Below are 23,762 nucleotides of genomic sequence, written 5' to 3'. Positions count from 1 at the left end.
ATCGTGACCACACGTGATCGTGGAAGGCGTGTTGATGAGCACCGACAGCCCGCAGAAGCCGCAAGTCCACTTCTACTTCGACCCGATCTGCCCGTTCGCCTGGGTGTCCTCCCGCTGGATCCTCGAGGTCGAGAAAGTCCGCGACATCGACCTGCGGTTCCGCGTCATGAGCCTTTCCGTGCTCAATGCCGAGCGTGAACTGGGGGACCACTACGACGAGATGATGCAGCGGGCCTGGAAGCCCGTTCGCGTCGCCATCGCAGCCGCCGAGCACCACGGCAACGAGGTGCTGTCCCCGCTCTACACCGCGATGGGAACGCGGTTCCACGACAACGGCGACCAGGACTTCGACCGGGTGATCGCCGAGTCCCTGGCGGAGGTCGGGCTGCCCGAATCGCTCGCCAAGGCGGCTGTCACCGACGAGTACGACGAGCGGTTGCGTGCCAGCCACCACGCGGGTATGGACCCGGTGGGCGACGAGGTGGGCACCCCGACCATCCACGTGGACGGGGTGGCGTTCTTCGGCCCGATCACGACCCGCGTTCCGCGCGGTGAGCAGGCGGGCGAGCTGTTCGACGCCGCGCGCACGTTGGCTGGTTACCCGTACTTCTTCGAGCTCAAGCGAACCCGGACGGAGAATCCCCGGTTCGACTGACGGTGCTCCGACCGAGGGCGGACCGACTTGTCGCGGTTTCCGGGGCGGGAACGTCCGGACGCTCCCGCCCCGGACGGTGCTCCTGGCCGTCGCCCGGTGCCGCGACTCCTGGTGGGCACCCGCTCCGGTGTCGTCGGAACGGTCAGTGGTGGCTGAACACCCCCGCCTGCAGCCGAGGAGCCGTCGAGCTGGCGTTCCGCGCGAGCGCCAGCTCGACGTCCTCCCCATAGCAGCCCGGGAGCGTAATCACGTCCACTGCCGTGGTGAAGGAGAGCACGTCCACCACGACCAGCGCGGCGCACTCCTCCCCGAGGGAGCGAAGGCCCGCCGTTCCCCAGTCGAACCTCACCGTGTGAGCGGCCTGTGCGGCCGGTGCCGCCGCTTGTTCGTATGGCATTTCTGTCCCTTGACCGGGTGAGTAGTGCGCGTGAAGCGGTTTGGCAGACTACGCGTGTGCGCGTCTATCTTGGTTCCGATCACGCCGGTCTCGAATTGAAGTCACACCTGGTCGAACGACTCGACCGTCTCGGCTACGAGGTGGTCGACGTGGGCCCCGCCGTCTACGACGCCGAGGACGACTACCCACCGTTCTGCGTCGAGGCCGCGCGCCGCGTGGTGGCCGACGCGGGCAGCCTCGGTTTGGTCATCGGAGGTTCCGGCAACGGGGAGCAGATCGCGGCCAACAAGGTTCCCGGAGCGCGGGCCGCGCTGGTCTGGAACCAGGACACGGCGAAACTCTCCCGACAGCACAACAACGCCCTGCTCGCGGGCATCGGTGCCAGGATGCACAGCACCGACGAGGTCGAGGGAATCGTCGACACCTTCCTGACCACCGAGTTCGAGGGTGGCAGGCACCAACGCCGCATCGACATGTTGGCCGACTACGAACGCACCGGCGAACCCCCCGCCCTTCCCGAGCAGTGAGCCCCGCCGCCGGTCACGCCGGCCGCACCGTTTCGCGGCCCGCCCCACAGCGGTCGGCGCGGGCAGACTGGTTGTGAGTGGAGGTTCCGTGCCGGAAGGACACATCGTGCATCGGCTCGCCGAGCTGCATCGGCGTCGGTTCGCGGGAAACCCGGTCCGGGTGACCAGTCCGCAAGGACGTTTCACCGCCGCCGAAGTGCTCGACGGCGGCACCTTCCGGGACGCGGGCGCCCACGGCAAACACCTCTGGCACCGTTACGCCCCGGATCGGGTGGTGCACGTTCACCTGGGGCTGTACGGCAAGTTCACCGAGGCGCCCGTCCCGCTCGAACAGCCGCGGGGCAAGGTCCGCATGCGTCTGATCGGCCCCACGCACGGCACCGATCTGCGTGGTCCCACCGCCTGCGAACTGCTCACCGAGGACGAGCTGACGGAGCTGCTCGCCCGGCTGGGGCCGGACCCGCTGCGCTCGGATGCCGATTCCGAGACCGCCTGGCAGCGCGTGACGCGCTCGCGCTCCGGTATCGCGGCGCTGCTGCTGGACCAGTCCGTGCTGGCCGGAGTGGGCAACGCCTACCGGGCCGAGGTGCTGTTCCGGCAGGGGATCCCGCCCCGATTGCCGGGCAACGCGCTGTCCCGGGAGTGCTGGGACGCCCTCTGGGGCGACCTGGTCGACCTGATGTCCGACGGTGTCCGTACCGGGCGCATCGACACCGTTCGGGGAGAGCACTCACCCGAGGCGACCGGTAGACAGCCCAGGAACGACCGCCACGGCGGTGAGGTCTACGTCTACCGGCGCGCGGGCGCTCCCTGCCTGGTGTGCGCCACCCCGATCGGCATGACGGAGCTGCTCGGGCGCAAGCTCTACTGGTGCCCCCGCTGTCAGGGTGAGTGACAGCTGGTAGGACCACCGACCGGGCCGATCCGGCGGGGCCCGGGGCCGAGCCCGGAGTGCTCGTCGTGAACAGCTCGTACGGCCGTACGGCGGGGAGCCGTACGGCCGGATCCGTCAACCGGAAAGTTGGACCTCGCCGAGGACCTCCCACTCGTTGCAGGCGTGATCCCGGTTCAGGCGTGCCAGCGAGATGCTCGGTACCCGCACCGTGGCGGGTTCGGCACTGGTCGCGTCGAGCGTGGCCTTCGCGAAGACCGCGGGCCCGTCTGCCGTGGAAAAGGCGAGGCTCACGTGCTGGTCGATCTCCTCGGGTTCCCCGGCGAGATCCGATCCCACCACCGTGGCGGTGGCCTCGCGCAGCCGTGCCCGCAGATCCGTCAGCGTGGCCTGCGGCTCGGCGGGCAGTGCCAGCGCCTCCGGGAGCACCAGCCCGCTGTGGAACGACAGCGAGAGCGCGGCGAAGGAGGAGAGCCGTTCGCGTGCCGCCTCCAGCAGTGCCGCTACCCGTCCCTCCGGGGCCTCGTCGTGAAATCCGTTCTCCTGCAGCAGAATGTGCATCCACTCCAGCGGTACGGGGTCGAAACCGGGCAGATCGCGCAGCGCGTACTGGTACTGATTGGCCAGTCTCCGCAACTCCGGCTGGTCACCGAGCGGTAGCAGCCAGGCCAGGCTGCTACGGCCGGAGGACCACCCCTGGCGCCAGCGTGCGTGTTTGCGGACCTGATCTGCGTGCGGCATGTGGGTCACTCCCAGACGATGCACCGTCCGCGACGGTGCGGGACTGCTCTGACGGCGTTCGGTTGTCTACGAGGCAAGTCTGCCTCCCGGCGACGGGGCGGTCCGGGGCCGTGTCAGTTCACCGCGGAACTCGCCCGCTGCGCCTTCCCCCGCTGATCGAGTGTGGCCACCGCGTCCGAGTCGCGTACCAGCGAGGTCAGCAGCAGTCCGAGCACACCGAAGACCACCGGCACCAGGAAGGCACCGTGGAAACCGCTCAGCTGTGCCCGCGCCAGTTCCCCCGGATCGGGTGAGTTCAGCCCGCTGCTGGCCGCCTCGGTGAACATCACCAGCGCACTGGCGACCACGGCGGTGGCCAGTGCCGTGGCCACCTGGCGACTCACGTTGAACAGCGAGGTCGCCTGTCCCATGGCCGCCGAGGTCACCTGTGCGAACGCGGCCGTCTGCAGCGGAGTCATCAACAACCCCATCGAGGCCCCGAGCAGCAGCAGTGAACCGACCACGGCCCACAACGAGACTGACAGGCTCAGGAACTGCAGGGTGGCGGTGCTGACCAGCAGCGTCGCGAATCCGCCCGCCACCAGACGCCGTGGCCCCACTCGACCGTAGATCCTGCTGATCACCTGGGTGACCAGCAGCATGGACAGTGCCTGGGGCATCAGGATCGCGCCGGCCTGCAACGCGGAGGCACCACGCAGGTTCTGCAAGTACAGCGGGATGAGGAACAGCACCCCGAACATCGCGCCCGTCTGACACAGCAGCAGTACGTTACCGGCTCCGAAGATCCGGTTGCCGAGCAGCCGCAGATCCAGCATCGGTTCGGCGGCCCGCAGCTCCCGCCACACGAGTCCGCAGATCAGTACCACGGCCAGCAGCAGGCAGGCCCACACCGCGGGCTCGGTCCAGCCGTCCTGCGCGGCCCGGTCCAGGCCGAACAGCAGCACGGCCAGCCCGCTGCCCGCCAGCAGGAATCCGGGCAGGTCGAAACGCCCCGGACGCTGCCCCCGCTCCTCGACCAGGAACAGGATCGAGCACCACAGCGCCAGCGCGCCCACCGGCACGTTGATGAAGAAGATCCACCGCCAGCTGGCCACCTCGATCAACGTCCCACCGAGCAGCGGCCCCAGCGCCGGTGCGGCGGTGATCGGGATGGCCAGAATCGCGGAGGCCTTGGCGCGTTCCTCGGCCGGAAAGGCCCGGAAGAGCATCGCCTGCCCGACCGGGACCAGCATGCCGCCTCCGACTCCCTGCAGGAATCTCGCGGCGATCAGCGTTTTGATCCCCGGGGCCGCCCCGCAGATCACGGAGGCAGCGGTGAACACGATCACGGCGAACTGGAAGGTTCGTTTGCTGCCGAACCGGTCGGAGATCCAGCCCGAGGAGGGGATGAACACCGCGAGGCTGATCATGTAGGCCGTCAGTACCCACTGCAGGGTCCCGGCGTCGACGCCGAACCGTTCTCCCAGCGTGGCCAGCGCGACGTTGAGGATGGTCATGTCCAGGATCTGCATGACCAGTGCCAGTACGAAAGTTGTCCCGACGAGCCACTTGTACTCGAGCCGTCGCAACGGCGCATCGCCTCCGTAAGTGTCGAGTGGAACGCGAGGCATCCCGGCGCGGGCGCGCGAGGACACGTCGACCGGGGTGCGTGGGCGAACGTTCAGGATGCGGGCACCGCGCGCCGCGGGCCACCCCGATTCCGCGGGGGCCGCATCGGGGCCGGAGCCGGGCCCGGCGGGATGCTCCTCGGCGGACGGAGCCGCACGGTGATTCGACGGTCGTACCAGGACGCGACCGGATCCGAGGATGCTCGAGCCTGCGGTGGAAACCCGCGCCTGCCACGAAAATCGGTGGTCACCCGCTGCGCGGATGACCACCGACTCGACAGACCGAGCGGGTGACGGGAATCGAACCCGCATAACCAGCTTGGAAGGCTGGGGCTCTAACCATTGAGCTACACCCGCAGTGCGCCACCGATACTACAACAGCGGATCCCCGTAAGTGATCCCCGGGGGTCCCGCCGATCTCGACGACCACGTGTGCCGTATTCTAGCCAACAGCGATAGAGTGCACGCGAAGGACCCCTTTCGTGGGAATTCTCCTGGTGGAGTCGTTCCGGTGGGGTCATCGGGGTGTGGCGCAGCTTGGTAGCGCACTCGCTTTGGGTGCGAGGGGCCGTGGGTTCAAATCCCGCCACCCCGACGTTCGGGCCGGATATCCAGTGGGTATCCGGTCTTGTTCGTGTCGGGACCCGGGATGCCTCTCGGGCGCCGGGAATCCGTCGCTTCCGAGCTCGGTTCACTCCGGCTCCGGTGCCCGCCGGATCCGCTCGGCGGTCCAGGTGCCGGCCTGCACCGGAGCTTTGCCGCAGCTGTTCGGGCGCGGTGGTGCCAGCGCGACCTCGCGCAGCCGGATGCTCCAGTGGCGCCCGTCGCGGTGCCGCATCACCACTTCGTCGTCGGCCTCCGAGACGACGGTCAGTGCTTCGCCCGCGTGTTCGCCCAGGGCATCGCGCAGTGCCAGTTCGGCCACCTGGGCGCGCTGGGAGAACGCGGATCGCCCCCTGCAGTGTGCCGTCGTCATCTTTCCGGCCGTCGCGGCGGAGAGCACCGCGTCCACGCCGTGCGGTGTGAGGCGTCCGTAGTTGTAGCCCGAGGGCAGTACCACTCCCGTGGGCGCGAACCGGTGGCCGCCGGTGTGTGTGGTTTCCCACAGCTTGCCCTCGTGGCGCAGCCCCATCTCGCGCAGCAGGGAGATTCCGCGCAGCGCACAGCACTGATCACGGCGTCCGTTGGTGCAAACCAGCAGTATCGGTTCGGTGGTGGGGCTTCCCCAGCCGCCGTGTTCGCCGCGGGCGAATGCCTCGAAGTCGAGGTCGAGCAGTTCCGCCGGGTCGGTCAGTTCCGTGCGGCGCAGCCAGCTCGCCCCTGGCCGGGTGTGGGCGAAGTAAACGGTTCGTGGCGCGTCCTGTCCGGTGTCCGGGTGCCTGCCCGGTTTGCGGATGAGCTGGACCCGTACTCCGGTCTCGGCGGCACGCTCGGCCAGGCGGGCGCCGATCTCGGTATCCAGATGGCTCCGCACCAGCGCGTCCCCGCCCCAGGGGCCCGGCTGTTCCAGGCACAACCAGCTGGCCGCCACCGCCGCGGTGCCGGCCAGGGGCTCCGAGAGGGTCTCGGACCACGCCGAGCACGTCTCCCGCGCCGCACCGGCTCGTTCCCGTGGATCCTGCACGTTTCCACTCAAGCACGAGGGTGTCGTAATTCGCCCGCTCGGGCGGGTCGGCACCCGGAACGGCCCCTCGTGAGCTCAGGCCATAGAATCGGAGGTCAGCCCGGCGCGGAAAGTGTTTCCCGTGGTTACGGCCGTGGGAAGCCCAGGGAAGCCGGGAGTCTTTCAAGCACGTTCGCACGAGGAGACCACGTGAAGAGCACCGTCGAGCACCTGAGCCCGACGCGCGTACGGCTCAACGTCGAGGTGCCGTTCGACGAGCTCAAGCCGAACTTCGACCGCGCGTACAAGGAACTGGCCAAGCAGGTCCGGATCCCCGGCTTCCGTCCCGGCAAGGTTCCGGCCAAGGTGCTGGAGAGCCGGATCGGCCGTGGACCCGTGCTCGACGAGGTCGTCAACGAGGCCGTTCCCTCCAAGTACACGGAGGCCGTCACCAGCAACGAGGTCCAGACACTGGGTCGCCCGGAGATCGAGGTCACCAACATCGCCGACGGCGAGCAGATCGAGTTCTCCGCCGAGGTCGACGTACGGCCGGAACTGACCGTTCCCGCCTACGACGACATCCAGGTCAGCGTGGACGACCAGGAGGTCACCGAGCAGGACGTCCAGGAACAGCTGGACGAGCTGCGTGCCCGTTTCGGGACACTGACCGGGGTCGATCGTCCCGCGGCCAACGGTGACTACGTGAGCATCGACCTCTCGGCCACCGTCGACGGTGAGCAGGTCGAGGACGCCCAGACCAGTGGCCTGTCCTACGAGATCGGTTCGGAAGAGCTCGTCGAGGGCATCGACGAGGCGTTGATCGGCGCGAGCGAGGGCGAGACCAAGCACTTCACCACCACGCTGGTGGCGGGGGAGTACGCCAACCGCGAGGCGGAGGTCGAGGTCACGCTGAACTCGGTCAAGGAGCGCCAGCTCCCCGAGGCCGACGACGAGTTCGCCCAGATGGCCAGCGAGTTCGACACCATCGACGAGCTGATCGCCGATCTGCGTGAGCGGCTCGGCCGGGTCAAGCGGATGCAGCAGGGCATGCAGGCCAGGGACAAGGTCCTGGAGTCCCTGCTGGAGAAGGTCGAGGTCCCGCTGCCGGAGAGCGTCGTGCAGTCCGAGGTCGAGATCCGCGAGCACGACGCGGTCCACCCCTACGACCACGACGAGGAGCGCTTCGCCGAGTCGCTGCGCGAGCAGGGCAAGACCCGCGAGGACTTCGACGCCGAGACTCGTAAGGAAGCCGAGGAGGCGGTCAAGACCCAGCTGGTGCTGGACACCATCGCCGACAGTGAAGAGCTCTCGGTCTCGGACAACGAGCTCACCGAGCGCATCATCTACCAGGCGCAGCAGTCCGGCATCAGCCCGGACCAGTACGTCCAGCAGATCCAGCAGTCCGGTCAGCTGGGCCGTATCTACTCCGACATCCGGCGCAGCAAGGCTCTGTTCTCGGTCGTCCGGCAGGCTACGGTCACCGATTCGGCGGGCGAGCAGCTGGACATGGACGAGCTGCTGGGGACTCAGGACGAGGACCAGGAGCAGCCGGAGCAGGTCGAGGGTGCGGTAGCCGACGAGGAGGAGCGCACCGCCGCGCAGTGAGCGACGGATGGTGGAGCGCCGGTCGGATCCGACGACGGTTCCGACTCGGTTAACAAGCTCTCAGCGAACGTGGGCGGCACCGGGAAGCTGGTGCCGCCCACGTTCGTTAGGGTCGGTTGTAACGGATCACCCGGACTCCGGCATCCCGGTAACGGGCAATACTTCAGGCGGGCCCGGTTCGACGAAGTGCTTACCGGGTCCATTGTGGAAGAAGGCAGGGAGACGTGACCCAGCAACAGACTGTTCCGGCGTTCGACGCGCAGTCACCGCAGATGCGGACCGGTAGCAACGGGCTTTCACTCAACGACTCGGTCTACGAGCGGCTGCTGCGGGAACGCATCATCGTCCTCGGGTCCCAGGTGGAGGACACCATCGCCAACCAGATCTGCTCGCAGATGCTGCTGTTGGCCGCTGAGGACCCGGAACGCGACATCGCCCTCTACATCAATTCGCCGGGTGGCTCGGTTCCCTCCGGCATGGCCATCTACGACACGATGCAGCTCATCAAGCCGGACGTGGCGACGGTGGCGATGGGCTTCGCCGCTTCGATGGGGCAGTTCCTGCTCTCGGCGGGCGCCAAGGGCAAGCGGTTCGCCCTGCCGCACGCGCGGGTGCTGATGCACCAGCCCTCGGCCGGTCTGGGCGGTACGGCCTCGGACATCGCGATCCAGGCCGACGTGTTCTCCCGGCAGAAGCGGGAGATGGCCCAGCTCATCGCGGAGCAGACCGGCCAGACGGTCGAGAAGATCACCGAGGATTCCGACCGCGACCGCTGGTTCACCGCCGACGAGGCGCTCGAGTACGGCTTCGTGGACCACATCGCCAACCGTGCCAACCTGCCGAGCAGCTGATCCTACGAACCACCGAGCCCTGCCGGCATCACAGTCACGAGGAGTCACCCCAGTGAGCTCATTCCAGCTCCCCCAATCCCGGTACATGGTGCCGTCGTTCGTAGAGCGCACGGCCTACGGGGTCAAGGAGTCGAACCCCTACCAGAAGCTGTTCGAGGAACGGATCGTTTTCCTCGGGGTCCAGGTCGACGACGTCTCGGCCAACGACATCATGGCCCAGCTGCTGTACTTGGAGTCCGATGATCCCGACCGCGAGATCCAGCTCTACATCAACTCGCCGGGCGGCTCGTTCACCGCGCTGATGGCGATCTACGACACGATGCAGTACGTGCGGCCCGACATCCGCACGGCCTGCCTCGGCCAGGCCGCCTCGGCCGCCGCCGTGCTGCTCGCCGCCGGCACTCCCGGCAAGCGGATGGCACTGCCGAACGCGCGTGCGCTGATCCACCAGCCCGCCACCGAGGGGATCTACGGGCAGGTCTCCGACCTGGAGATCCAGTCCAACGAGGTGCAGCGCATGCGGAACCAGATGGAGTCCACGCTGTCGGTGCACACCGGGCGCTCGCAGGAGCAGATCCACAAGGACGTCGAGCGGGATCTGATCCTGACCGCCGACCAGGCCAAGGAGTACGGCCTGATCGACGAGGTCATGCCGTACCGCAAGCTCTCGGCCAAGAAGTCCTGAGAGCGCGGTCGGCCCGTTTCTCGGGTTGGTGTCGGTCCGTGTCGACCGGGGCGTGCTCGGCGCTCGAGTGGATCCGGCGTGGGCCGCGGGACGACGGAAGTGGTCCCGGCGGTCCGATGCGCCCCAGCGGAGGTCGAGTCGCGCCGGTCGGCGGACCGAGTGGTCAACCAGGCGTGAAATCGCCGACACGCCGAGCGTGTCGATGTTTTCGACGTGTTCGGTCCGGCGAGGCAAGGTGTTGATCAGGCGGTGCCCCGCGCCCCCTCCCGGACGGGGAACGATCTTGGCCGGATGAACGAATTCGGGACCGTGGTCCACCCCGTTGGGCCGAAATGGCGGGTACCGTCGAATGCGGAACCGACGGTGAAAACAGCTTAGGCGCGCACGTGACTGCGTGCCGGAGGGGACGAGGTCAGCGGCATGGCACGTATCGGTGACGGCGGCGACCTGCTGAAGTGCTCCTTCTGCGGGAAGAGCCAGAAGCAGGTGAAAAAACTCATCGCCGGCCCCGGCGTGTACATCTGTGACGAGTGCATCGACCTCTGCAATGAGATCATCGAGGAGGAACTCGCCGAATCGGGCGAGGTCAAGCTCGACGAACTCCCCAAACCGGGTGAGATCCACGACTTCCTGGACCAGTACGTGATCGGCCAGTCCAGCGCCAAGCGCAACCTCTCGGTGGCCGTCTACAACCACTACAAGCGCATCCAGGCCGGTGAGCAGCAGGGATCCCGGGAGGGCAAGGACGAGCGGGTCGAACTGGCCAAGTCCAACATCCTCATGCTCGGCCCCACCGGCTGCGGCAAGACCTACCTGGCGCAGACGCTTGCCAAGATGCTCAACGTGCCGTTCGCCATCGCCGACGCCACCGCCCTCACCGAGGCGGGCTACGTGGGTGAGGACGTCGAGAACATCCTGCTCAAGCTGATCCAGGCCGCCGACTACGACGTCAAGCAGGCCGAGAAGGGCATCGTCTACATCGACGAGGTCGACAAGATCGCCCGCAAGAGCGAGAACCCCTCGATCACCAGGGACGTCTCCGGCGAGGGCGTACAGCAGGCGCTGCTCAAGATCCTGGAGGGGGCCACGGCCAGCGTCCCGCCGCAGGGGGGCCGCAAGCACCCGCACCAGGAGTTCATCCAGATCGACACCACGAACGTGCTGTTCATCGTCGCCGGCGCGTTCGGCGGCCTGGAGGACATCGTCGAGGACCGGGTCGGCAAGCACAGCGTGGGCTTCGGGGCGGACCTGCGTTCCAAGGCCGAGATCGAGTCGGCCGACCACTTCGGCGAGGTGCTGCCGGAGGACCTGATCAAGTACGGGCTCATTCCCGAGTTCATCGGCAGGCTGCCCACCGTCGCCAGCGTTTCGAACCTGGACAAGGAAGCGCTGGTCAAGATCCTGACCGAACCGCGCAACGCGCTGATCAAGCAGTACACCCGACTGTTCGACCTGGACGGTGTCGAGCTGGAGTTCACCCAGGCCGCGCTGGAGTCCATCGCGGACCTGGCGATCGTGCGCGGCACCGGCGCCCGAGGGCTTCGGGCGATCCTGGAGGAGGTGCTGCTTCCGGTGATGTACGACATCCCGAGCCGCTCCGACGTGGCCAAGGTCGTCATCACCGAGAAGACGGTCGATGAGAACGTCAATCCCACGATCGTCGCCCGTCAGAGCAGTCGCCACGAGCGCCGCGAGAAGTCCGCCTGAATTCTTTCGCCCCGGGCGCGGCGTCAATTTCTCGCGAAATTGACGCCCACGAGACTGCCGTGGGCGAGCGACCATGTGGGTAAGCAGCGCGGGTATCCCCGGTGCGTGAGTCGGATGCATTGCAAGGCCGGGCCGCTCGCCGCGATGCCGAGCTCCGGCCACCCTCGCAGGCGGCACCGCCGTGGGTTCTCCGGTGCGGCTCTCGCGAGGACGGCCCCGACGTTGTGTAGTAACTACCCGAGGTCGGGGCACCCGCAGCGCGAGCCGTGCCGGAGGTTCCGCCACCCGCGCAGCTACGGCAGCCGAGCTGAAGAAAGTTCCCGGTTAGCCGGATGGTGTTCCCCTCCGCGTGTACCGCGCGCGTAATGTCCCCCGATGGGCAATCATGGTGCCGACCATCGTGATTGCCGATGTCGGGAGGGGAACACGGTGAGTGAGATGCATGTTCTGCTGGTGCACGGGTTCGGCGGTTCGGGGCCGTGGCACTGGCAGCAGTGGCTCAGTGGACGACTGGACGAACTGGGCGTGACCTGCGAGATGCCGCAGTTGCCCAAACAGGACCAACCGGTGCTGCAGGAATGGCTGGCCGTGCTTCGATCACGGCTGGAGGACGTTCCCGCGGAGTCCGAGCTGGTGGTGGCCGCGCATTCCTGTGGGGCGGCGCTGTGGCTGCACCACGCCGCCACCATCCACGGCACCGCGCGCCGTGCCGACCGGGTGCTGCTGGTCGCACCGCCCGGCCCGGACTGGCGCCATCCCGATGTCCACGGCATCGCTCCCTATCCGGTCGACGCGCACGCGCTGCGCAGGGCGGCAGGCACCACGCGGATGGTCGTCGGTACCGGAGATCCGTACCTGTCCGTGCAGGACGGGCACTACCTGGCCGAGACCATGCGGGTGGCGCTGGACGTGATCCCGGACGGGGAGCACCTCAACACCGACGCGGGGTACGGCCCCTGGCCCGCGGTACTGCGCTGGGTCTCGCACGGCACGACGCCGGTGGCGGACAGGTTCGAGACACCACCCCAGACGGGAGGGGCGGCGCCGAGCACGTTCCGCCTGGTGTGATCGGTCCCGAGCTCGGAACTGTCGAAGTTACGTTCCCGGGACCTCGGCGTCCGAGAGCCTGTCCGGCCGGGTGTAGACGTTCATCGATGAGCCCCGCAGGAAGCCGATCAGTGTGATGCCCTGTTCCTCGGCCAGTTCGGCCGCCAGCGACGAGGGCGCGGAAACGGCCGCGATCGCCGGGATGCCCGCCATCGCGGCCTTCTGCACCAGTTCGAACGAGGCACGGCCCGACAGCATCAGCACGTGGCCCCGCAGTGGGGTGCGGCCGTCCAGCAGCGCCCAGCCGAGCACCTTGTCCACCGCGTTGTGCCTGCCCACGTCTTCCCGGGCCACCAACAGTTCGCCCGCGGCGTCGAACAGTCCCGAGCCGTGCAGCCCGCCGGTGGTGTCGAACACGCGTTGCGCCGCTCGCAGTTTCTCCGGCAGTTCGACCAGCGTTTCCGTGCTGACGTGGGAGTCGTCGGATTCCGGTGGGTGGGCGCTGCGGAGCCGCACCGCGTCGAGTGCGGCCTTGCCGCAGACTCCGCAGGACGAGGTGGTGTAGAAGTTGCGCTCCACCGAGTTGTCCGGCCGGGGGACGTGGGGAGCCAGCTGTACGTCGAGCACGTTGTAGGTGTTGCGCCCGTCGGGGCCGGGGCTGTCGCAGTAGCGCGCCGCCGTGACGTCGTCCCGTGCGGTGATGACGCTCTCGGTCAGCAGGAAGCCGTGGGTGAGTTCCACGTCGTGACCGGGGGTGCGCATGGTCACGGTCAGCGGTTTGCCGTCCAGCCGGATCTCCAACGGCTCCTCGGCGGCCAGCGTGTCGGGGCGGTTGGTCTCGCCGTTCGGGCCGATGCGCCGCACCGGCCTGCGTACCGTGATCCGTCCCATGCGGGTGGGCCTCCCGATCGTGGTTGCCGACTGCTGGCTTCTTCCGGTCGTTCGTTTCCTTCTGCCGGCGCCCTCGTGCCGGGACCGCTCAGGATACGCCTCGCGGGCGGTCCGTGAGGTATGCAGCCGCGAGAGCCGTGGTTGTCTCGGGTGCGGGTGCGCTGTTGTTTCGGATGAGTTCCGCCGCGGCACCGGAAGTGCGTTGGTGCGGCGGCTCAACCCGAAGGAGTGATTTCGCGTCCCACGGGGCGGCAGGGCGATGCGGTGAGATCACTTGGAAGGGTGAGGGAGATGCGACGTCGTGGTGCACGGATGTTGCTGACGGGTGCGGCGGCACTGGTGCTGCCGCTTGCCGGATGCTCCTCGGAGCCGGCGTCCCCTTCGGAAGCCGCGACGGGCGCCGAGACCAGCGGTTCCACCGGGGCGGGCAGCGCGGGTTCGGCCGGTGAGACCGCGGAAAGTACGGCCACCGATGTCGTCGACAGCTTTTCCGACGGCCGTTCCACGGCCGCGGACTCCGGCGGGGCGAGCGGTTCGGGTGACGGGGCGGATTCCGCGGGTGGCGGCGGCGATTACGCGGAGTTGGCCGGTTTGAACGTCAAGAGAGCTGACGGGGCCTCCGCACGGGTCGTCTTCCGCTTCGAGGATGTCGGTGGCAAGAGCGAGTTGCCGAGTTACCAGGTGAAGCACCTCGACGGTTATCCGAAGGCTCCCGGCTCGGGCAAACCGGTGGAGATGGCCGGGCAGAACTTCCTCGGCGTGACCTTCACGCACGCCACCGCCGGTGAGCTGCCAGATGCGGTCGAGCCCGAGCTGCCCACTGTGGCCGAGGTGCGCTACCTGGGCGGTTTCGAGAAGGTGCAGGAGGCCGCGATCGGGGTCACCAGCTGCCACGGCGCGCCCACCAAGCCCGAGTACGATGTCAGCAAGGTCGACACCGCCGTCGTCGTGGAAATCGAGGCTGCCGACTGTTCCTCCTGATTCCATCCGCTTTCGAAGTCTGCCCTCGCGTGTCGAGGGCGTCGGTTGGGTCTCACAGTGCCGGAGTTCTCGACTTGCACGAATCTTTCATCGCGGCAATCGGTTTCGGACGATCCTGTTCGGATTTCTCGATCGCACGGGGCGTGTTTCACTGAACAGGCGGGACACGCCCCTGGTTTCGCGACGAAGCTCAGCCGATCTTCGAAGTCGACAGCGCTCGTAACTGCCCAAGCCCCGGTGTTGTTCGCCGACCATGGAAGCTCGGTGCCGGAGTCGTCCGCAGGAACTCAGGCCGGATGACCGGTTTCATCGGGCCGGACCAGCACGACGTCGCGGATGATGCCGAACATGCGTCGCGCCCCTTCGGCCGAGCCGCAGTGGGCCAGCACGTGACCGTCCGAACGGAACACGTTGGCGCTTCCGCCCACCTCCACGCCCCAGGCGTACAGGTCCAGCTCGCCGGACTCGGGGTCGGTTCTCTCCAGCAGGGCGAACACTTGGGGTCGTTGTGCGGAGTTGAGAAGCTCCTTCGGAGTAGTGACTCCACCAGTGCGCAACGTGGACTTGGTCTCGTTGGAGGTCGTTCCTTCGTTAGATCCGGCTCGCATAGCACTCTCCTTCGTTGAGTAATCTGCCAGTTGCTTGTGGTAACCACTATGTTTCACGGGTACCCGTGTGCAAAGTGGGTACCCAAATAAACACTCGGATGGATGATCACTTGAAGGGAACATGGCGAGATGACCGTGGGTGATGGGGACGCTGTAAGCAGCACCGTGCGGCGGTGGCAGCTGACGGAAAGCTTGCGTCAACTCCGTGAACAGGCAGGGTTCACGATGCACGAAGCTGCTGACGAGCTGCGAAAGCAGCCGGGAAAGTGGTCCAGGTCGAAGTTGCAACGGATCGAGACGCGTGATCAGAAGGTCAAGTATCGCGAAGTCGAGCAACTGCTTGATCTCTACGAGGTTACGGATTCTGACCTGCGAGCGTGGTTGTTGGCTCTCGCTTCTACAGCCAACGAACGTGGGTACTGGCTGGCTATTCGAAAGGAGTTTCCGCACGACTTCCGAGGTGTGTTGGAAGTCGAAGGGGCATTGGTCGCTCAGCGTCAGCTCGAAACCATGGTTGTTCCCGGCTTGCTACAAACTCCGGACTGGGCACGCGCTGTGATGACAGGAGGAAGTCCGGATCTGTCTGCGGAAACCATCGAACGTCGGGTCATGGCGAGGATGGCACGCCAGCAAGTCCTTACCAGGGCTGAACCGTTGAGGTTGCATGCGATCATCGACGAGCCTGTTCTGGAGCGTCCTGTAGGTAGCGATGCCATCATGCGGGAGCAACTCAAGCGGCTTGTCGAGTGCGCGCAGCATGAGCACATCACTATCCAAGTGCTTCCCATGTCGGCAGGAGCCACCCCGGCTGTCGACGGTTCGTTCTCGATCCTCACGCTGCCCGAGCCCATACCTGACTTCGGTTATGCTGAGGCACCAGGCGGAACGCTGTACATCGAAGATCGTGACGAGGTGCGAAACTACACACTTCGGTTCGGTGTTCTTACTGAACGAGCATTGTCTCCGGAAGAGTCCACCGTGAGGATTGAACGGGCCGCGCAGCAATTCGCGAAATCCACCGCATGAGGGGCGCATACCGTGAGTAACAACATCTCCACTAACTCTTTGGTGTGGCGCAAGAGCAGCCGTTCTGGAGGCGGCGGTACTGGCGGTGGCAACTGCGTCGAGGTCGCCTTCGGTGAGGGGTTCGCCGCAGTACGGGACTCCAAATCGCCCGAGAAGGGCATGTTTGCGATGCCCGCTGCCCAATGGCGGTCCTTCTTGAGCGGATTGCATACCGATCGTTATGAGTACGGCAGTTGAGGAGGCGAAGATGTTCGTAGCAGGGGAGTCAGCTAGTCTGGCCTGGCGCAGGAGCAGCCGCTCCGGAGGTGCTGGCAGCGGCAGTGGGAACTGCGTCGAGGTCGCTTTCGGTGAGGGGTTCACCGCTGTGCGGGACTCCAAGTCACCCGAGACGGGTGTGCTCGCGGTCCCCACCGCCCAGTGGCGGTCCTTCCTGGCGAGTGTTCGCGCAGGAGCGCGAGCGTAATCGCACCGGTCATCCGGAATCCTTTCCGGAACCGACGAAGCGAGCCGAGTCCGAGGTATCGACTGTCGAGGAGCTGTTCCCACGGCCGCGTGGGCCGCTACGACAGCGGTGCGACAGTGGGCAGCCCGTCCGCTCCGTGCGCGAGGATGGACGGTACTGACCCCGGCTAGGAAGTAGCCCCCTCCCGGACACAACGAGCCGTACTGGTGCTCTTCGGGGCATGAGCACGAGAAGTGCTGGGGCTCGGTCGCAGCCTCCTCGTCGGCTTTGCGATCAGACGCTTTTCGGGGGATCGACAGCACCGTGCTCTTCCTCCAGCGGATCGGAAAGAGCGCGGTGCAGCTCGGGATCGGCGTGCACTGCCGCCGTGGCGCGCCACTCGCGGATGGTCCGGGCGAGCACGTTCCAGCGTTCGAGTTCGGCAGCCGTCTCGAACGCCCTGGTGAACTCGGTGGCGAACCGGTGGCGATCCTCTTCCGGCAGCACATCGGTCCATGGAAAGGTCTCGGCGAGCATCTCGGCGATCCCGGCGGAGTCCAGGTGGTGCAGCATGCTGCGCATCGCCCGCGCCGCAGTGGCCGCGCCCTCGGTTGCCACCGCCACGTCCTCCTCCTGCAGCAGCAGTAACGGTGTCCGGCCCCTTCTACGGACTCGAACTGCCCCCTGCTCGGCACGTTCCGCCACGGAGCGCGGATCGCGTTGCAGTTCGCTCCACTGAACTTCGGTAGTCACACTCGAATTATGAACTAATTCAGAATTCGTGGCAAGTCGTGGCCACGATCGAGTGGCGAGGGGCTGGAGCGGCGGAGAGCCGCGCCGCTGCCGGGCGTAAATTTCTCGCGAAATCGCCGCGCCGGAACGCCGGAGTCCGTTGTCCGCGCACGACCGCCGATCAGGTGGTTCGCCTCGTCGCGGGGGAGCGCGGTGTTCTCGAGGAGGGGCGCTATGTTCGGGTTGTGACGGACAGTGAACCACCACGCCCCGGAGATCTCTCACCGCGCGAATGGGCCAGGCGGGCGAAAAGCATCGAAGCCGAGTTCGACGACTATCCGGACGAGCGGATCGACATCCTCCGCGACGCCGCGGAGGCCTGGTACCAGGCCGGTGAGCTTTCGGAGGTCGAGCGCTGCCACCGGCAGGCTGCCGAGCAGGAAGCGAAACCCGGCGGGGCACATGTCTCCTACACCGTGTTTCTGTTCGAGCAGGGGGACACGGCGCGTGGTTACGAACTGTTGGAAAGCTTGCGACGGGAGCTCCCGACCAATCCGTCCATGTACGAGTCCCTGGCTGAAGCGCTGGAGGGCGTTGGTGATTATCACGCCGCGCTGAACTGGCTAAATCGTGGCATCAGCCGGTGCTATCCGGAATTGCCCTCTCCGCCCGATGCCTTGGAACTGTCGCGTGATCTGTTTCTGCTGCACCTGTGTCACGCCCGAAGAAAGGTGCGGGCAGCACTGGAGCAACCCGCGGACTCCCTGGACGAGGCCGCATCGGCAGGTGCTGAGTTGCGCGGCTGGACGCACGATTCGCCCGCTGGCGAGTCGTGCGGGGACCCGTTCGAGGACGACGACGCGGAGTTGCCTCTCTCGCCGTTGGTGCTGTACTGGCCGGGAGAGGAGATCGAGGAGCTGGCGCGTCGGCACCTCGCGCTCTGTCCGGAGGCCGATTCGGAGGAGCCGCGCGCCGAGCACCGGCGTGCGGTGGAACGAGGGGCACGTGAAGCGGCGCAGGGTGAGACACCCCTCGTGCTGTGGGGAAACGTCGCCGACTTCACCGAGTTCTGCCGGGCGAACGAACTGGATCCGAAGTGGGCCACGGCGCTGGAGGAGTACACCCTGCGCCAGGCGGTCCGCGGCGAGGGAAGCAGCTGGCCTCCCGGACGCAACGATCCGTGCTGGTGCTCCTCGGGACGCAAGTACAAGAAGTGCTGCGGCGCACCGGGCTTCGTCGAAACCGCTCGGACGACTACGTGACCAGACGCTTTTCGGAGGACCGACGGCACCGTGGTCCTCCTCCAGCGGCTCGGAGAGGGCGCGGTGCAGCTCGGGATCGGCGTGCACCGCCGCCGTGGCTGGGCCAGGCGTAAATTTCTCGCGAAATCGCCGCGCGACTCACGGCCAGGAGTGCGCGCTCAGTGGTTCACGGCCGGGAAGTCGGCCACAGTCAGGTAACCGCTCACGGCCAGGGACCCAGCTCGGGCAGCGGTCCGTCGCTGTCCGGGAGCCGCTGCGGGGTCCGGCCCGCCAGCCAGCAGGCCAGCGAGGCGCCGGAGCCCTCGATCTTCCGCGTCGGCGAGTCGCCGATTTCCCAGGTGCGCTCCAGATCGCGGGGCGCGAGCACGACCCCGCTGCCCTCCAACCGGGGCAGCAGGAAGTCGATGGTGTGCTCGCAGAACTCCGGCGGCCACTCCGACTCGGTGTGGCCCAGGTTCAGGTCCACGGTGTGGATCTCCAGTTCGCGCCACCGGCACGAAACCAGGTCGGCCACGGTGCCGTTCCGGAACCGCACCGGCCGCTGCCAGTCCTGCTCGGCCACCGAGTCCCAGACGATCTCCAGCTGCGCGTGAGCGGTGGCGGTCTGCTGCACCAGCCCGATCGCGTCCTGCGCGGCGTCGCGCTCGATCGCCTCGTCGCGGTCGCCGTCCGGATACGGGTCGACCAGCTCGCCGCGCCCGGCGGCGCTGGTCATGTTCGCCAGCGCGATCGCGTTGTGGGCGAGATGCGCCACCACGTGGGCGCGCGACCAGCCGGGCAGCCTGGAGGGTTCGCGGAGATCGCTGGTCTCCAGCTCGCTGACCAGGTCCAGCAGTCTGTGGTGACCCTCCCGGACGGGGTCGAGACCGGCTTCGTCCATGGTTCGCAGGCCGCCTTCCCACGCTCGGTTCCGCCGTTGAAGCCTAGCACCGTACAAGGATGCCCGACGGGGTTCGTAGAATCCTGGTGTGACACAGACCAGCCCAGCACAGCCCCGTGAACTTCCGTCGACCTGGAACCCGGCCGACGTAGAGGCCGAGCTGTATCAGCGCTGGTTAGACGCCGGATACTTCACCGCTGACGCGAACAGCGACCGCCCGCCGTTCTCGATCGTCATCCCGCCCCCGAACGTCACCGGCAGCCTGCACATCGGTCACGCGTTCGAGCACACCCTGATGGATCTGCTCACGCGCCGTCGCAGGATGCAGGGTTACGAGGCTCTCTGGCTCCCCGGCATGGACCACGCCAGCATCGCGGTGCAGGCGCTGGTCGAACGCCAGCTGCAGCAGGAGGGCGTCGACCACCGCGAACTCGGTCGGGAAGGCTTCCTGGAACGGGTCTGGCAGTGGAAGGAACAGCACGGCGGGTCGATCCTGTCCCAGATGCGTCACCTCGGTGACGGCGTGGACTGGACCCGCGAGCGGTTCACCATGGACGCCGGACTCTCCCGCGCGGTCGACACGATGTTCAAGCGGCTCTACGACGACGGGCTGATCTACCGCGCCGAACAGCTGGTCAACTGGTCGCCGGAGATGCGTACCGCCATCTCCGACATCGAGGTCGAGCACCGCGAGGTCGAGGGCGAACTCGTCACCATGCGCTACGGCGACGGGGACTCGGCCCTCGAGGTGGCCACCACCCGGGTGGAGACCATGCTCGGCGACACGGCGGTCGCGGTGCACCCCGACGACGAGCGATACCGCCACCTGGTCGGCACCGAGATCGAGCTCCCGCTGGCCGGGCGCGGGATCCCGATCGTGGCCGACGAGCACGTCGACCCGGAGTTCGGCAGCGGCGCCGTCAAGGTGACCCCGGCGCACGACCCGAACGACTTCGAGATCGGCCGCAGGCACGACCTGCCCATGCCCACGATCATGGACGAACGCGGGCGGATCGCCGGGACCGGCACCCGGTTCGACGGCATGGACCGGTTCGAGGCCCGCGTCGCCGTGCGGGAGGCCCTGCGGGAGCAGGACCGCATCGTCGCGGAGAAGCGCCCCTACACCCACAGCGTGGGCCACAGCTCGCGCTCCAAGGAGCCCATCGAGCCGCGGCTTTCCATGCAGTGGTTCGTCAAGGTCGGGCCGCTGGCGAAGGCCGCCGGTGACGCGGTGCGCGACGGCCGGGTCGAGGTGCACCCGCCGGAACTGGCCAAGCGCTACTTCGACTGGATCGACAACCTGCACGACTGGGCCATCTCCAGGCAGATGTGGTGGGGCCACCGCATTCCCATCTGGTACGGACCGCGGGGCGAGGTCGTCTGCGTCGGACCGGACGAGCAGCCCCCCACCGGCGAGGGGTGGCACCAGGACGAGGACGTGCTCGACACCTGGTTCTCCTCCGGGCTGTGGCCGTTCTCCACCCTGGGGTGGCCGGACGACACCGCCGACCTGCGCAAGTTCTACCCAACCAGCGTGCTGGTCACCGGCTACGACATCCTGTTCTTCTGGGTGGCGCGGATGATGATGCTGGGGCTCTACGGCATGTCCGACCGCGAGCCGGAGCAGGCCGTGCCCTTCCGCAGGATCGCGCTGCACGGCATCGTGCGGGACAAGCACGGCAAGAAGATGTCGAAGTCCTCCGGCAACACCGTGGACCCGCTGCAGTGGATCGAGACCTACGGCACCGACGCCGTGCGGTTCACGCTCGCCAGGGGGGCCAATCCCGGCGCCGACGCCCCGATGAGCGACGAGTGGGTCGCCGGGGCGCGCAGCTTCGTGACCAAGCTGTTCAACGCCACCAAGTTCGCCCTCGGCAAGGACGCCCGCGTTCCCGAGCGGCTGCCGGAGCGCGCCGAGCTCACCGACGCCGACCGCTGGATCCTGGACCGGGCGGACGCGTTGGTCACCGAGGTGGACGAGCTGCTGGAGGACTTCCAGTTCGCCAAGTCGGTCGAGGCGCTCTACCACTTCACCTGGGACGAGTTCTGCGACTGGTACGTGGAGCTGTCCAAGGTCCAGCTGGACGAGGGCGGAAGGCGCGCCGAGGCCACCCGAGAGGTGCTGGGCCACGTGCTCGACGTCCTGCTGCGGCTGCTGCACCCCACGATCCCGTTCGTGACCGAGGCGCTGTGGACGGCGCTGACCGGCCGGGAATCGGTCGTCATCGCCGACTGGCCCACCTCGACGCGGCACCCGGCCGACACCGCGGCAGCCGAACGGATCGACGCGGTTCGCTCGCTGGTCACCGAGATCCGCAGGTTCCGGGCGGATCAGGGGGTCAAACCCAACCAGAAGGTCACGGCCGAACTGGACGGGCTGTCCGAGGTCGGCATCGCCGAGCACGGGACGGCGATCCGTGCGCTGGTCAAGCTCACCGAACCGGGGGAGAACTTCAACGCCTCCTCGGAGCTGCAGGTCGGCCTGCCCGGCGGCGACGTGGCCGTGCGGCTGGACCTGTCGGGGGCGGTGGACGTCGCGGCGGAACGCAAGCGCCTGCACAAGGACCTCGAGGCCGCCGAGAAGGAACTCGCCGGTACCGAGCAGAAGCTGAACAACCCCTCGTTCACCGAGAAGGCACCCGACGAGGTCGTGGAGAAGATCCGCACGCGGCGCGCCAACGCGCTCGCCGAGATCGAACGAATCAACACCCGGCTGGAATCGCTTCCGGGGGCGTGACCGTGTCCGGTGCGGCCGTCGAGCGAGACGACCGCACCTGGAGGGAGAGTGAATTGGTGGCCGACTCCGAGCCCGGCAACCTGCAGGAGCTGCGGGTCGTCGAGTCCGAGCTCAACGAGCGCTGGCCCGAAACCAAGATCGAGCCCACGCTGGACCGGATCAGGGCGCTGACCGATCTGCTCGCCGAGCCGCAGCGTGGTTACCCGGTCGTGCACGTAGGGGGGACCAACGGCAAGTCCTCCACCGCCCGCATGGTCGACGCGCTGCTGAGCCGCATCGGCCTGCGGGTCGGCCGCTACAGCAGCCCGCACCTGCAGCTGGTCACCGAGCGCATCAGCATCGACGGCGCCCCGATCAGCCCGGCGGGCTACGTCGAGGCCTACCGCGACATCGCGCCGTACGTGTCCATCGTGGACTCCAACAGTGAGGTCCCGATGAGCAAGTTCGAGGTGCTGACCGGCATGGCCTTCGCCGCCTTCGCCGAGGCCCCGGTGGAGGCGGCCGTGCTGGAGGTCGGCCTGGGGGGCGGCTGGGACGCCACCAACGTGGCCGACGCCCAGGTCGCGGTGCTGTGCCCGATCTCGCTGGACCACGCCGAGTACCTCGGCAACGACGTCGCGGGCATCGCCGAGGAGAAGGCGGGCATCATCAAGGAGGGCTCGGTGGTGGTGCTGGCCTCGCAGACCCCCGAGGCGCAGGAGCCGATCCTGCGGCGGGTGGCCGAGGTCGACGCCACCGTGGCCCGCGCCGGCCACGAGTTCGGCGTGCTGGAGCGCTCCGTGGCCGTCGGCGGCCAGATGCTGCGGCTGCAGGGCCTGGGCGGTGTCTACGAGGACGTGTTCCTGCCCGTGCACGGGGAGCACCAGGCGCACAACGCGGCGCTCGCGCTGGCGGCCGTGGAGGCGTTCTTCGGTGCCGGTTCGGAGCGTCAGCTCGACATCGAGCAGGTCAGGGACGCCTTCGCCGAGGTGATCACCCCCGGCAGGCTGGAGCGGGTGCGCTCGGCCCCCAGCGTACTGGTCGACGCCGCGCACAATCCCCACGGCGCACGCGCGCTGGCCGACGCCGTCAGCTCCGAGTTCTCGTTCCGTCGGCTGATCGGCGTGGTCGGTGTCATGGCCGACAAGGACGCCAGGGGTATCCTGGCGGAACTGGAACCGGTGGTCGAGGAGCTCGTCGTCACCCGCAACTCCGCGCCGCGGTCCATGGACCCGGACGATCTCGCGGCGTTGGCCGAGGAACTCTTCGGCAGGGACCGGGTGCACACCGAGCCGAGGCTGGACGACGCGGTCGCCTCGGCGATCAGCCTCGCCGAGCACACCACCGATCCGAGCGAGTCCATCTCGGGGGCGGGAATCGTGATCACCGGTTCGGTGGTCACCGCGGGCGAGGCCCGCGCCCTGTTCGGCAAGGAGCCCACGTGAGCGACCAGCGCGATTCCCATGGTGAGGACACCGGGCGGCGCGGTTCGGGACTTCCCGAGGCGCCGCCCGAGGTGCGCGATCCCTGGAAGGGGCTGCGCGGCATCATGGCGGGCACGCTCGTTCTGGAGTTCATCGTGTTCGGCCTGGCGCTGCCGGTGATCTGGCAGCTCGGGGCGGGAGTGAGCAGTGCAGGGTTCGTGGTGGTCGCGGTACTGACCGTGCTGCTGCTGGCGGCGAGCGGGGTGCAGGGCCGCCGGTGGGGGCTCGGCGTGGCGCTGGCGCTGCAGCTGTGCCTGATCGGCTGCTACTTCGTGCACCCGGCGGTGGGAATCATGGGAGTGATCTTCGCGGCAATCTGGGGCTACATCCTCTACGTGCGCAACGACGTGGCCAAGCGGATGCGGGAGGGAAGGCTGGCCGACCAGCTCGGCCACCCGCCCGGCCATCCGCCCTCCCGGTGAG

The 23,762-nt window shown here is 67.6% G+C and carries 24 protein-coding genes and 2 tRNA genes; 17 read left to right on the top strand and 9 right to left on the bottom strand.

All coding sequences use genetic code 11. The features are described from left to right. Positions 1 to 34: 34 nt before the first annotated feature. Positions 35 to 655: a mycothiol-dependent nitroreductase Rv2466c family protein gene (locus BLR41_RS18990; RefSeq protein ID WP_092631052.1), complete on the top strand. Its 621-nt coding sequence runs from the start codon at positions 35 to 37 to the stop codon at positions 653 to 655. Positions 656 to 797: 142 nt separating this feature from the next. Here BLR41_RS18990 and BLR41_RS18985 read toward each other — a convergent pair whose 3' ends face one another. After that, positions 798 to 1,052 carry a hypothetical protein gene (locus BLR41_RS18985; RefSeq protein ID WP_092630863.1) on the bottom strand — a complete coding sequence of 85 codons (255 nt, stop codon included), beginning with the start codon at positions 1,050 to 1,052 and terminating at the stop codon, positions 798 to 800. Positions 1,053 to 1,108: 56 nt separating this feature from the next. On the opposite strand from BLR41_RS18985, the gene BLR41_RS18980 reads away from it, so the two are divergent. Both BLR41_RS18980 and BLR41_RS18975 read left to right on the top strand, forming a co-directional pair. Continuing rightward, positions 1,109 to 1,579 carry a ribose-5-phosphate isomerase gene (locus tag BLR41_RS18980; protein ID WP_092630860.1) on the top strand — a complete coding sequence of 157 codons (471 nt, stop codon included), beginning with the start codon at positions 1,109 to 1,111 and terminating at the stop codon, positions 1,577 to 1,579. An 88-nt stretch (positions 1,580 to 1,667) separates the two neighbouring features. Next, positions 1,668 to 2,474 carry an Fpg/Nei family DNA glycosylase gene (locus tag BLR41_RS18975; RefSeq protein WP_092630857.1) on the top strand — a complete coding sequence of 269 codons (807 nt, stop codon included), beginning with the start codon at positions 1,668 to 1,670 and terminating at the stop codon, positions 2,472 to 2,474. A 114-nt stretch (positions 2,475 to 2,588) separates the two neighbouring features. Here the strand turns inward: BLR41_RS18975 and BLR41_RS18970 are convergent, their stop codons facing one another. The 3 genes from BLR41_RS18970 to BLR41_RS18960 all read right to left on the bottom strand — a co-directional run bounded on the left by BLR41_RS18970 (position 2,589) and on the right by BLR41_RS18960 (position 5,176). After that, on the bottom strand, positions 2,589 to 3,212 hold the full coding sequence (locus tag BLR41_RS18970; RefSeq protein WP_092630854.1) for a 2'-5' RNA ligase family protein: 624 nt from the start codon (positions 3,210 to 3,212) through the stop codon (positions 2,589 to 2,591). 113 nt (positions 3,213 to 3,325) lie between these two features. Then, positions 3,326 to 4,780 (bottom strand): DHA2 family efflux MFS transporter permease subunit, encoded by a 1,455-nt coding sequence (locus BLR41_RS18965; protein WP_092631049.1) that lies wholly within the window; start codon positions 4,778 to 4,780, stop codon positions 3,326 to 3,328. A gap of 324 nt (positions 4,781 to 5,104) precedes the next feature. Then, positions 5,105 to 5,176, bottom strand: a tRNA-Gly gene (locus tag BLR41_RS18960). A gap of 164 nt (positions 5,177 to 5,340) precedes the next feature. Between BLR41_RS18960 and BLR41_RS18955 the strand changes: the two genes are divergently transcribed. Continuing rightward, positions 5,341 to 5,414, top strand: a tRNA-Pro gene (locus BLR41_RS18955). 96 nt (positions 5,415 to 5,510) lie between these two features. Here the strand turns inward: BLR41_RS18955 and BLR41_RS18950 are convergent. Then, a complete protein-coding gene (locus BLR41_RS18950; protein ID WP_092630851.1) occupies positions 5,511 to 6,443 on the bottom strand; it encodes a ferredoxin family protein in 933 nt (310 codons plus the stop codon). 189 nt (positions 6,444 to 6,632) lie between these two features. Between BLR41_RS18950 and tig the strand changes: the two genes are divergently transcribed. From tig to BLR41_RS18925, 5 genes are all read left to right on the top strand, one after another. Next, a complete protein-coding gene (gene tig, locus BLR41_RS18945) occupies positions 6,633 to 8,027 on the top strand; it encodes a trigger factor (RefSeq protein ID WP_092630848.1) in 1,395 nt (464 codons plus the stop codon). Between the two features lie 224 nt (positions 8,028 to 8,251). Continuing rightward, positions 8,252 to 8,878, top strand: coding sequence for an ATP-dependent Clp protease proteolytic subunit (locus BLR41_RS18940; RefSeq protein WP_092630845.1), 627 nt, complete (start codon positions 8,252 to 8,254; stop codon positions 8,876 to 8,878). A 52-nt stretch (positions 8,879 to 8,930) separates the two neighbouring features. After that, the gene (locus BLR41_RS18935) at positions 8,931 to 9,563 is read left to right on the top strand and encodes an ATP-dependent Clp protease proteolytic subunit (protein ID WP_092630842.1); all 633 of its coding nucleotides are present in this window, start codon (positions 8,931 to 8,933) and stop codon (positions 9,561 to 9,563) included. A 420-nt stretch (positions 9,564 to 9,983) separates the two neighbouring features. After that, positions 9,984 to 11,270 carry an ATP-dependent Clp protease ATP-binding subunit ClpX gene (clpX, locus tag BLR41_RS18930; protein ID WP_092630839.1) on the top strand — a complete coding sequence of 429 codons (1,287 nt, stop codon included), beginning with the start codon at positions 9,984 to 9,986 and terminating at the stop codon, positions 11,268 to 11,270. 438 nt (positions 11,271 to 11,708) lie between these two features. After that, positions 11,709 to 12,338: an RBBP9/YdeN family alpha/beta hydrolase gene (locus BLR41_RS18925; protein WP_092631046.1), complete on the top strand. Its 630-nt coding sequence runs from the start codon at positions 11,709 to 11,711 to the stop codon at positions 12,336 to 12,338. A gap of 27 nt (positions 12,339 to 12,365) precedes the next feature. On the opposite strand, the gene fdhD is transcribed toward BLR41_RS18925, so the two are convergent. Next, complete coding sequence (fdhD, locus tag BLR41_RS18920) at positions 12,366 to 13,208, bottom strand: formate dehydrogenase accessory sulfurtransferase FdhD (protein ID WP_092630836.1); 843 nt, start codon at positions 13,206 to 13,208, stop codon at positions 12,366 to 12,368. Between the two features lie 291 nt (positions 13,209 to 13,499). Here fdhD and BLR41_RS18915 point away from each other — a divergent pair, with 291 nt between their 5' ends. Then, a complete protein-coding gene (locus tag BLR41_RS18915) occupies positions 13,500 to 14,189 on the top strand; it encodes an AMIN-like domain-containing (lipo)protein (RefSeq protein ID WP_176798054.1) in 690 nt (229 codons plus the stop codon). Positions 14,190 to 14,476: 287 nt separating this feature from the next. Here the strand turns inward: BLR41_RS18915 and BLR41_RS18910 are convergent, their stop codons facing one another. After that, positions 14,477 to 14,797 (bottom strand): hypothetical protein, encoded by a 321-nt coding sequence (locus BLR41_RS18910; RefSeq protein ID WP_092630830.1) that lies wholly within the window; start codon positions 14,795 to 14,797, stop codon positions 14,477 to 14,479. Positions 14,798 to 14,926: 129 nt separating this feature from the next. On the opposite strand from BLR41_RS18910, the gene BLR41_RS18905 reads away from it, so the two are divergent. Genes BLR41_RS18905 through BLR41_RS18895 form a run of 3 tightly spaced genes read left to right on the top strand, consistent with a single transcriptional unit; the run spans position 14,927 to position 16,286 of the window. Then, the gene (locus BLR41_RS18905; protein WP_092630827.1) at positions 14,927 to 15,823 is read left to right on the top strand and encodes a helix-turn-helix domain-containing protein; all 897 of its coding nucleotides are present in this window, start codon (positions 14,927 to 14,929) and stop codon (positions 15,821 to 15,823) included. A 12-nt stretch (positions 15,824 to 15,835) separates the two neighbouring features. Next, entirely contained in the window at positions 15,836 to 16,060 is a 225-nt protein-coding gene (locus BLR41_RS18900) for a DUF397 domain-containing protein (protein WP_245694495.1), read from the top strand. Next, positions 16,044 to 16,286 (top strand): DUF397 domain-containing protein, encoded by a 243-nt coding sequence (locus BLR41_RS18895; protein WP_245694494.1) that lies wholly within the window; start codon positions 16,044 to 16,046, stop codon positions 16,284 to 16,286. Before BLR41_RS18900 ends, BLR41_RS18895 begins: the two co-directional genes overlap by 17 nt. Positions 16,287 to 16,559: 273 nt before the next feature. Here BLR41_RS18895 and BLR41_RS18890 read toward each other — a convergent pair whose 3' ends face one another. Then, the gene (locus BLR41_RS18890; RefSeq protein ID WP_092630821.1) at positions 16,560 to 17,018 is read right to left on the bottom strand and encodes a DUF6247 family protein; all 459 of its coding nucleotides are present in this window, start codon (positions 17,016 to 17,018) and stop codon (positions 16,560 to 16,562) included. Between the two features lie 224 nt (positions 17,019 to 17,242). Between BLR41_RS18890 and BLR41_RS18885 the strand changes: the two genes are divergently transcribed. Beyond that, on the top strand, positions 17,243 to 18,259 hold the full coding sequence (locus tag BLR41_RS18885; protein ID WP_092630818.1) for an SEC-C metal-binding domain-containing protein: 1,017 nt from the start codon (positions 17,243 to 17,245) through the stop codon (positions 18,257 to 18,259). 202 nt (positions 18,260 to 18,461) lie between these two features. Here the strand turns inward: BLR41_RS18885 and BLR41_RS18880 are convergent, their stop codons facing one another. Then, complete coding sequence (locus BLR41_RS18880) at positions 18,462 to 19,139, bottom strand: maleylpyruvate isomerase family mycothiol-dependent enzyme (protein WP_092630815.1); 678 nt, start codon at positions 19,137 to 19,139, stop codon at positions 18,462 to 18,464. An 88-nt stretch (positions 19,140 to 19,227) separates the two neighbouring features. On the opposite strand from BLR41_RS18880, the gene BLR41_RS18875 reads away from it, so the two are divergent. Genes BLR41_RS18875 through BLR41_RS18865 form a run of 3 tightly spaced genes read left to right on the top strand, consistent with a single transcriptional unit; the run spans position 19,228 to position 23,761 of the window. Continuing rightward, positions 19,228 to 21,876, top strand: a complete 2,649-nt coding sequence (locus BLR41_RS18875) for a valine--tRNA ligase (RefSeq protein WP_092630812.1) — start codon at positions 19,228 to 19,230, stop codon at positions 21,874 to 21,876. Positions 21,877 to 21,932: 56 nt separating this feature from the next. Further along, entirely contained in the window at positions 21,933 to 23,300 is a 1,368-nt protein-coding gene (folC, locus tag BLR41_RS18870) for a bifunctional tetrahydrofolate synthase/dihydrofolate synthase (protein ID WP_092631040.1), read from the top strand. Next, positions 23,297 to 23,761 (top strand): DUF4233 domain-containing protein, encoded by a 465-nt coding sequence (locus tag BLR41_RS18865; RefSeq protein ID WP_245694493.1) that lies wholly within the window; start codon positions 23,297 to 23,299, stop codon positions 23,759 to 23,761. The genes folC and BLR41_RS18865 overlap by 4 nt, the downstream gene beginning before the upstream one ends. Position 23,762: the final 1 nt, after the last annotated feature.

Source organism: Actinopolyspora mzabensis (genome assembly GCF_900101095.1).
Lineage (GTDB): Bacteria > Actinomycetota > Actinomycetes > Mycobacteriales > Pseudonocardiaceae > Actinopolyspora > Actinopolyspora mzabensis.
This window is presented reverse-complemented; position numbering and strand designations above follow the sequence as displayed.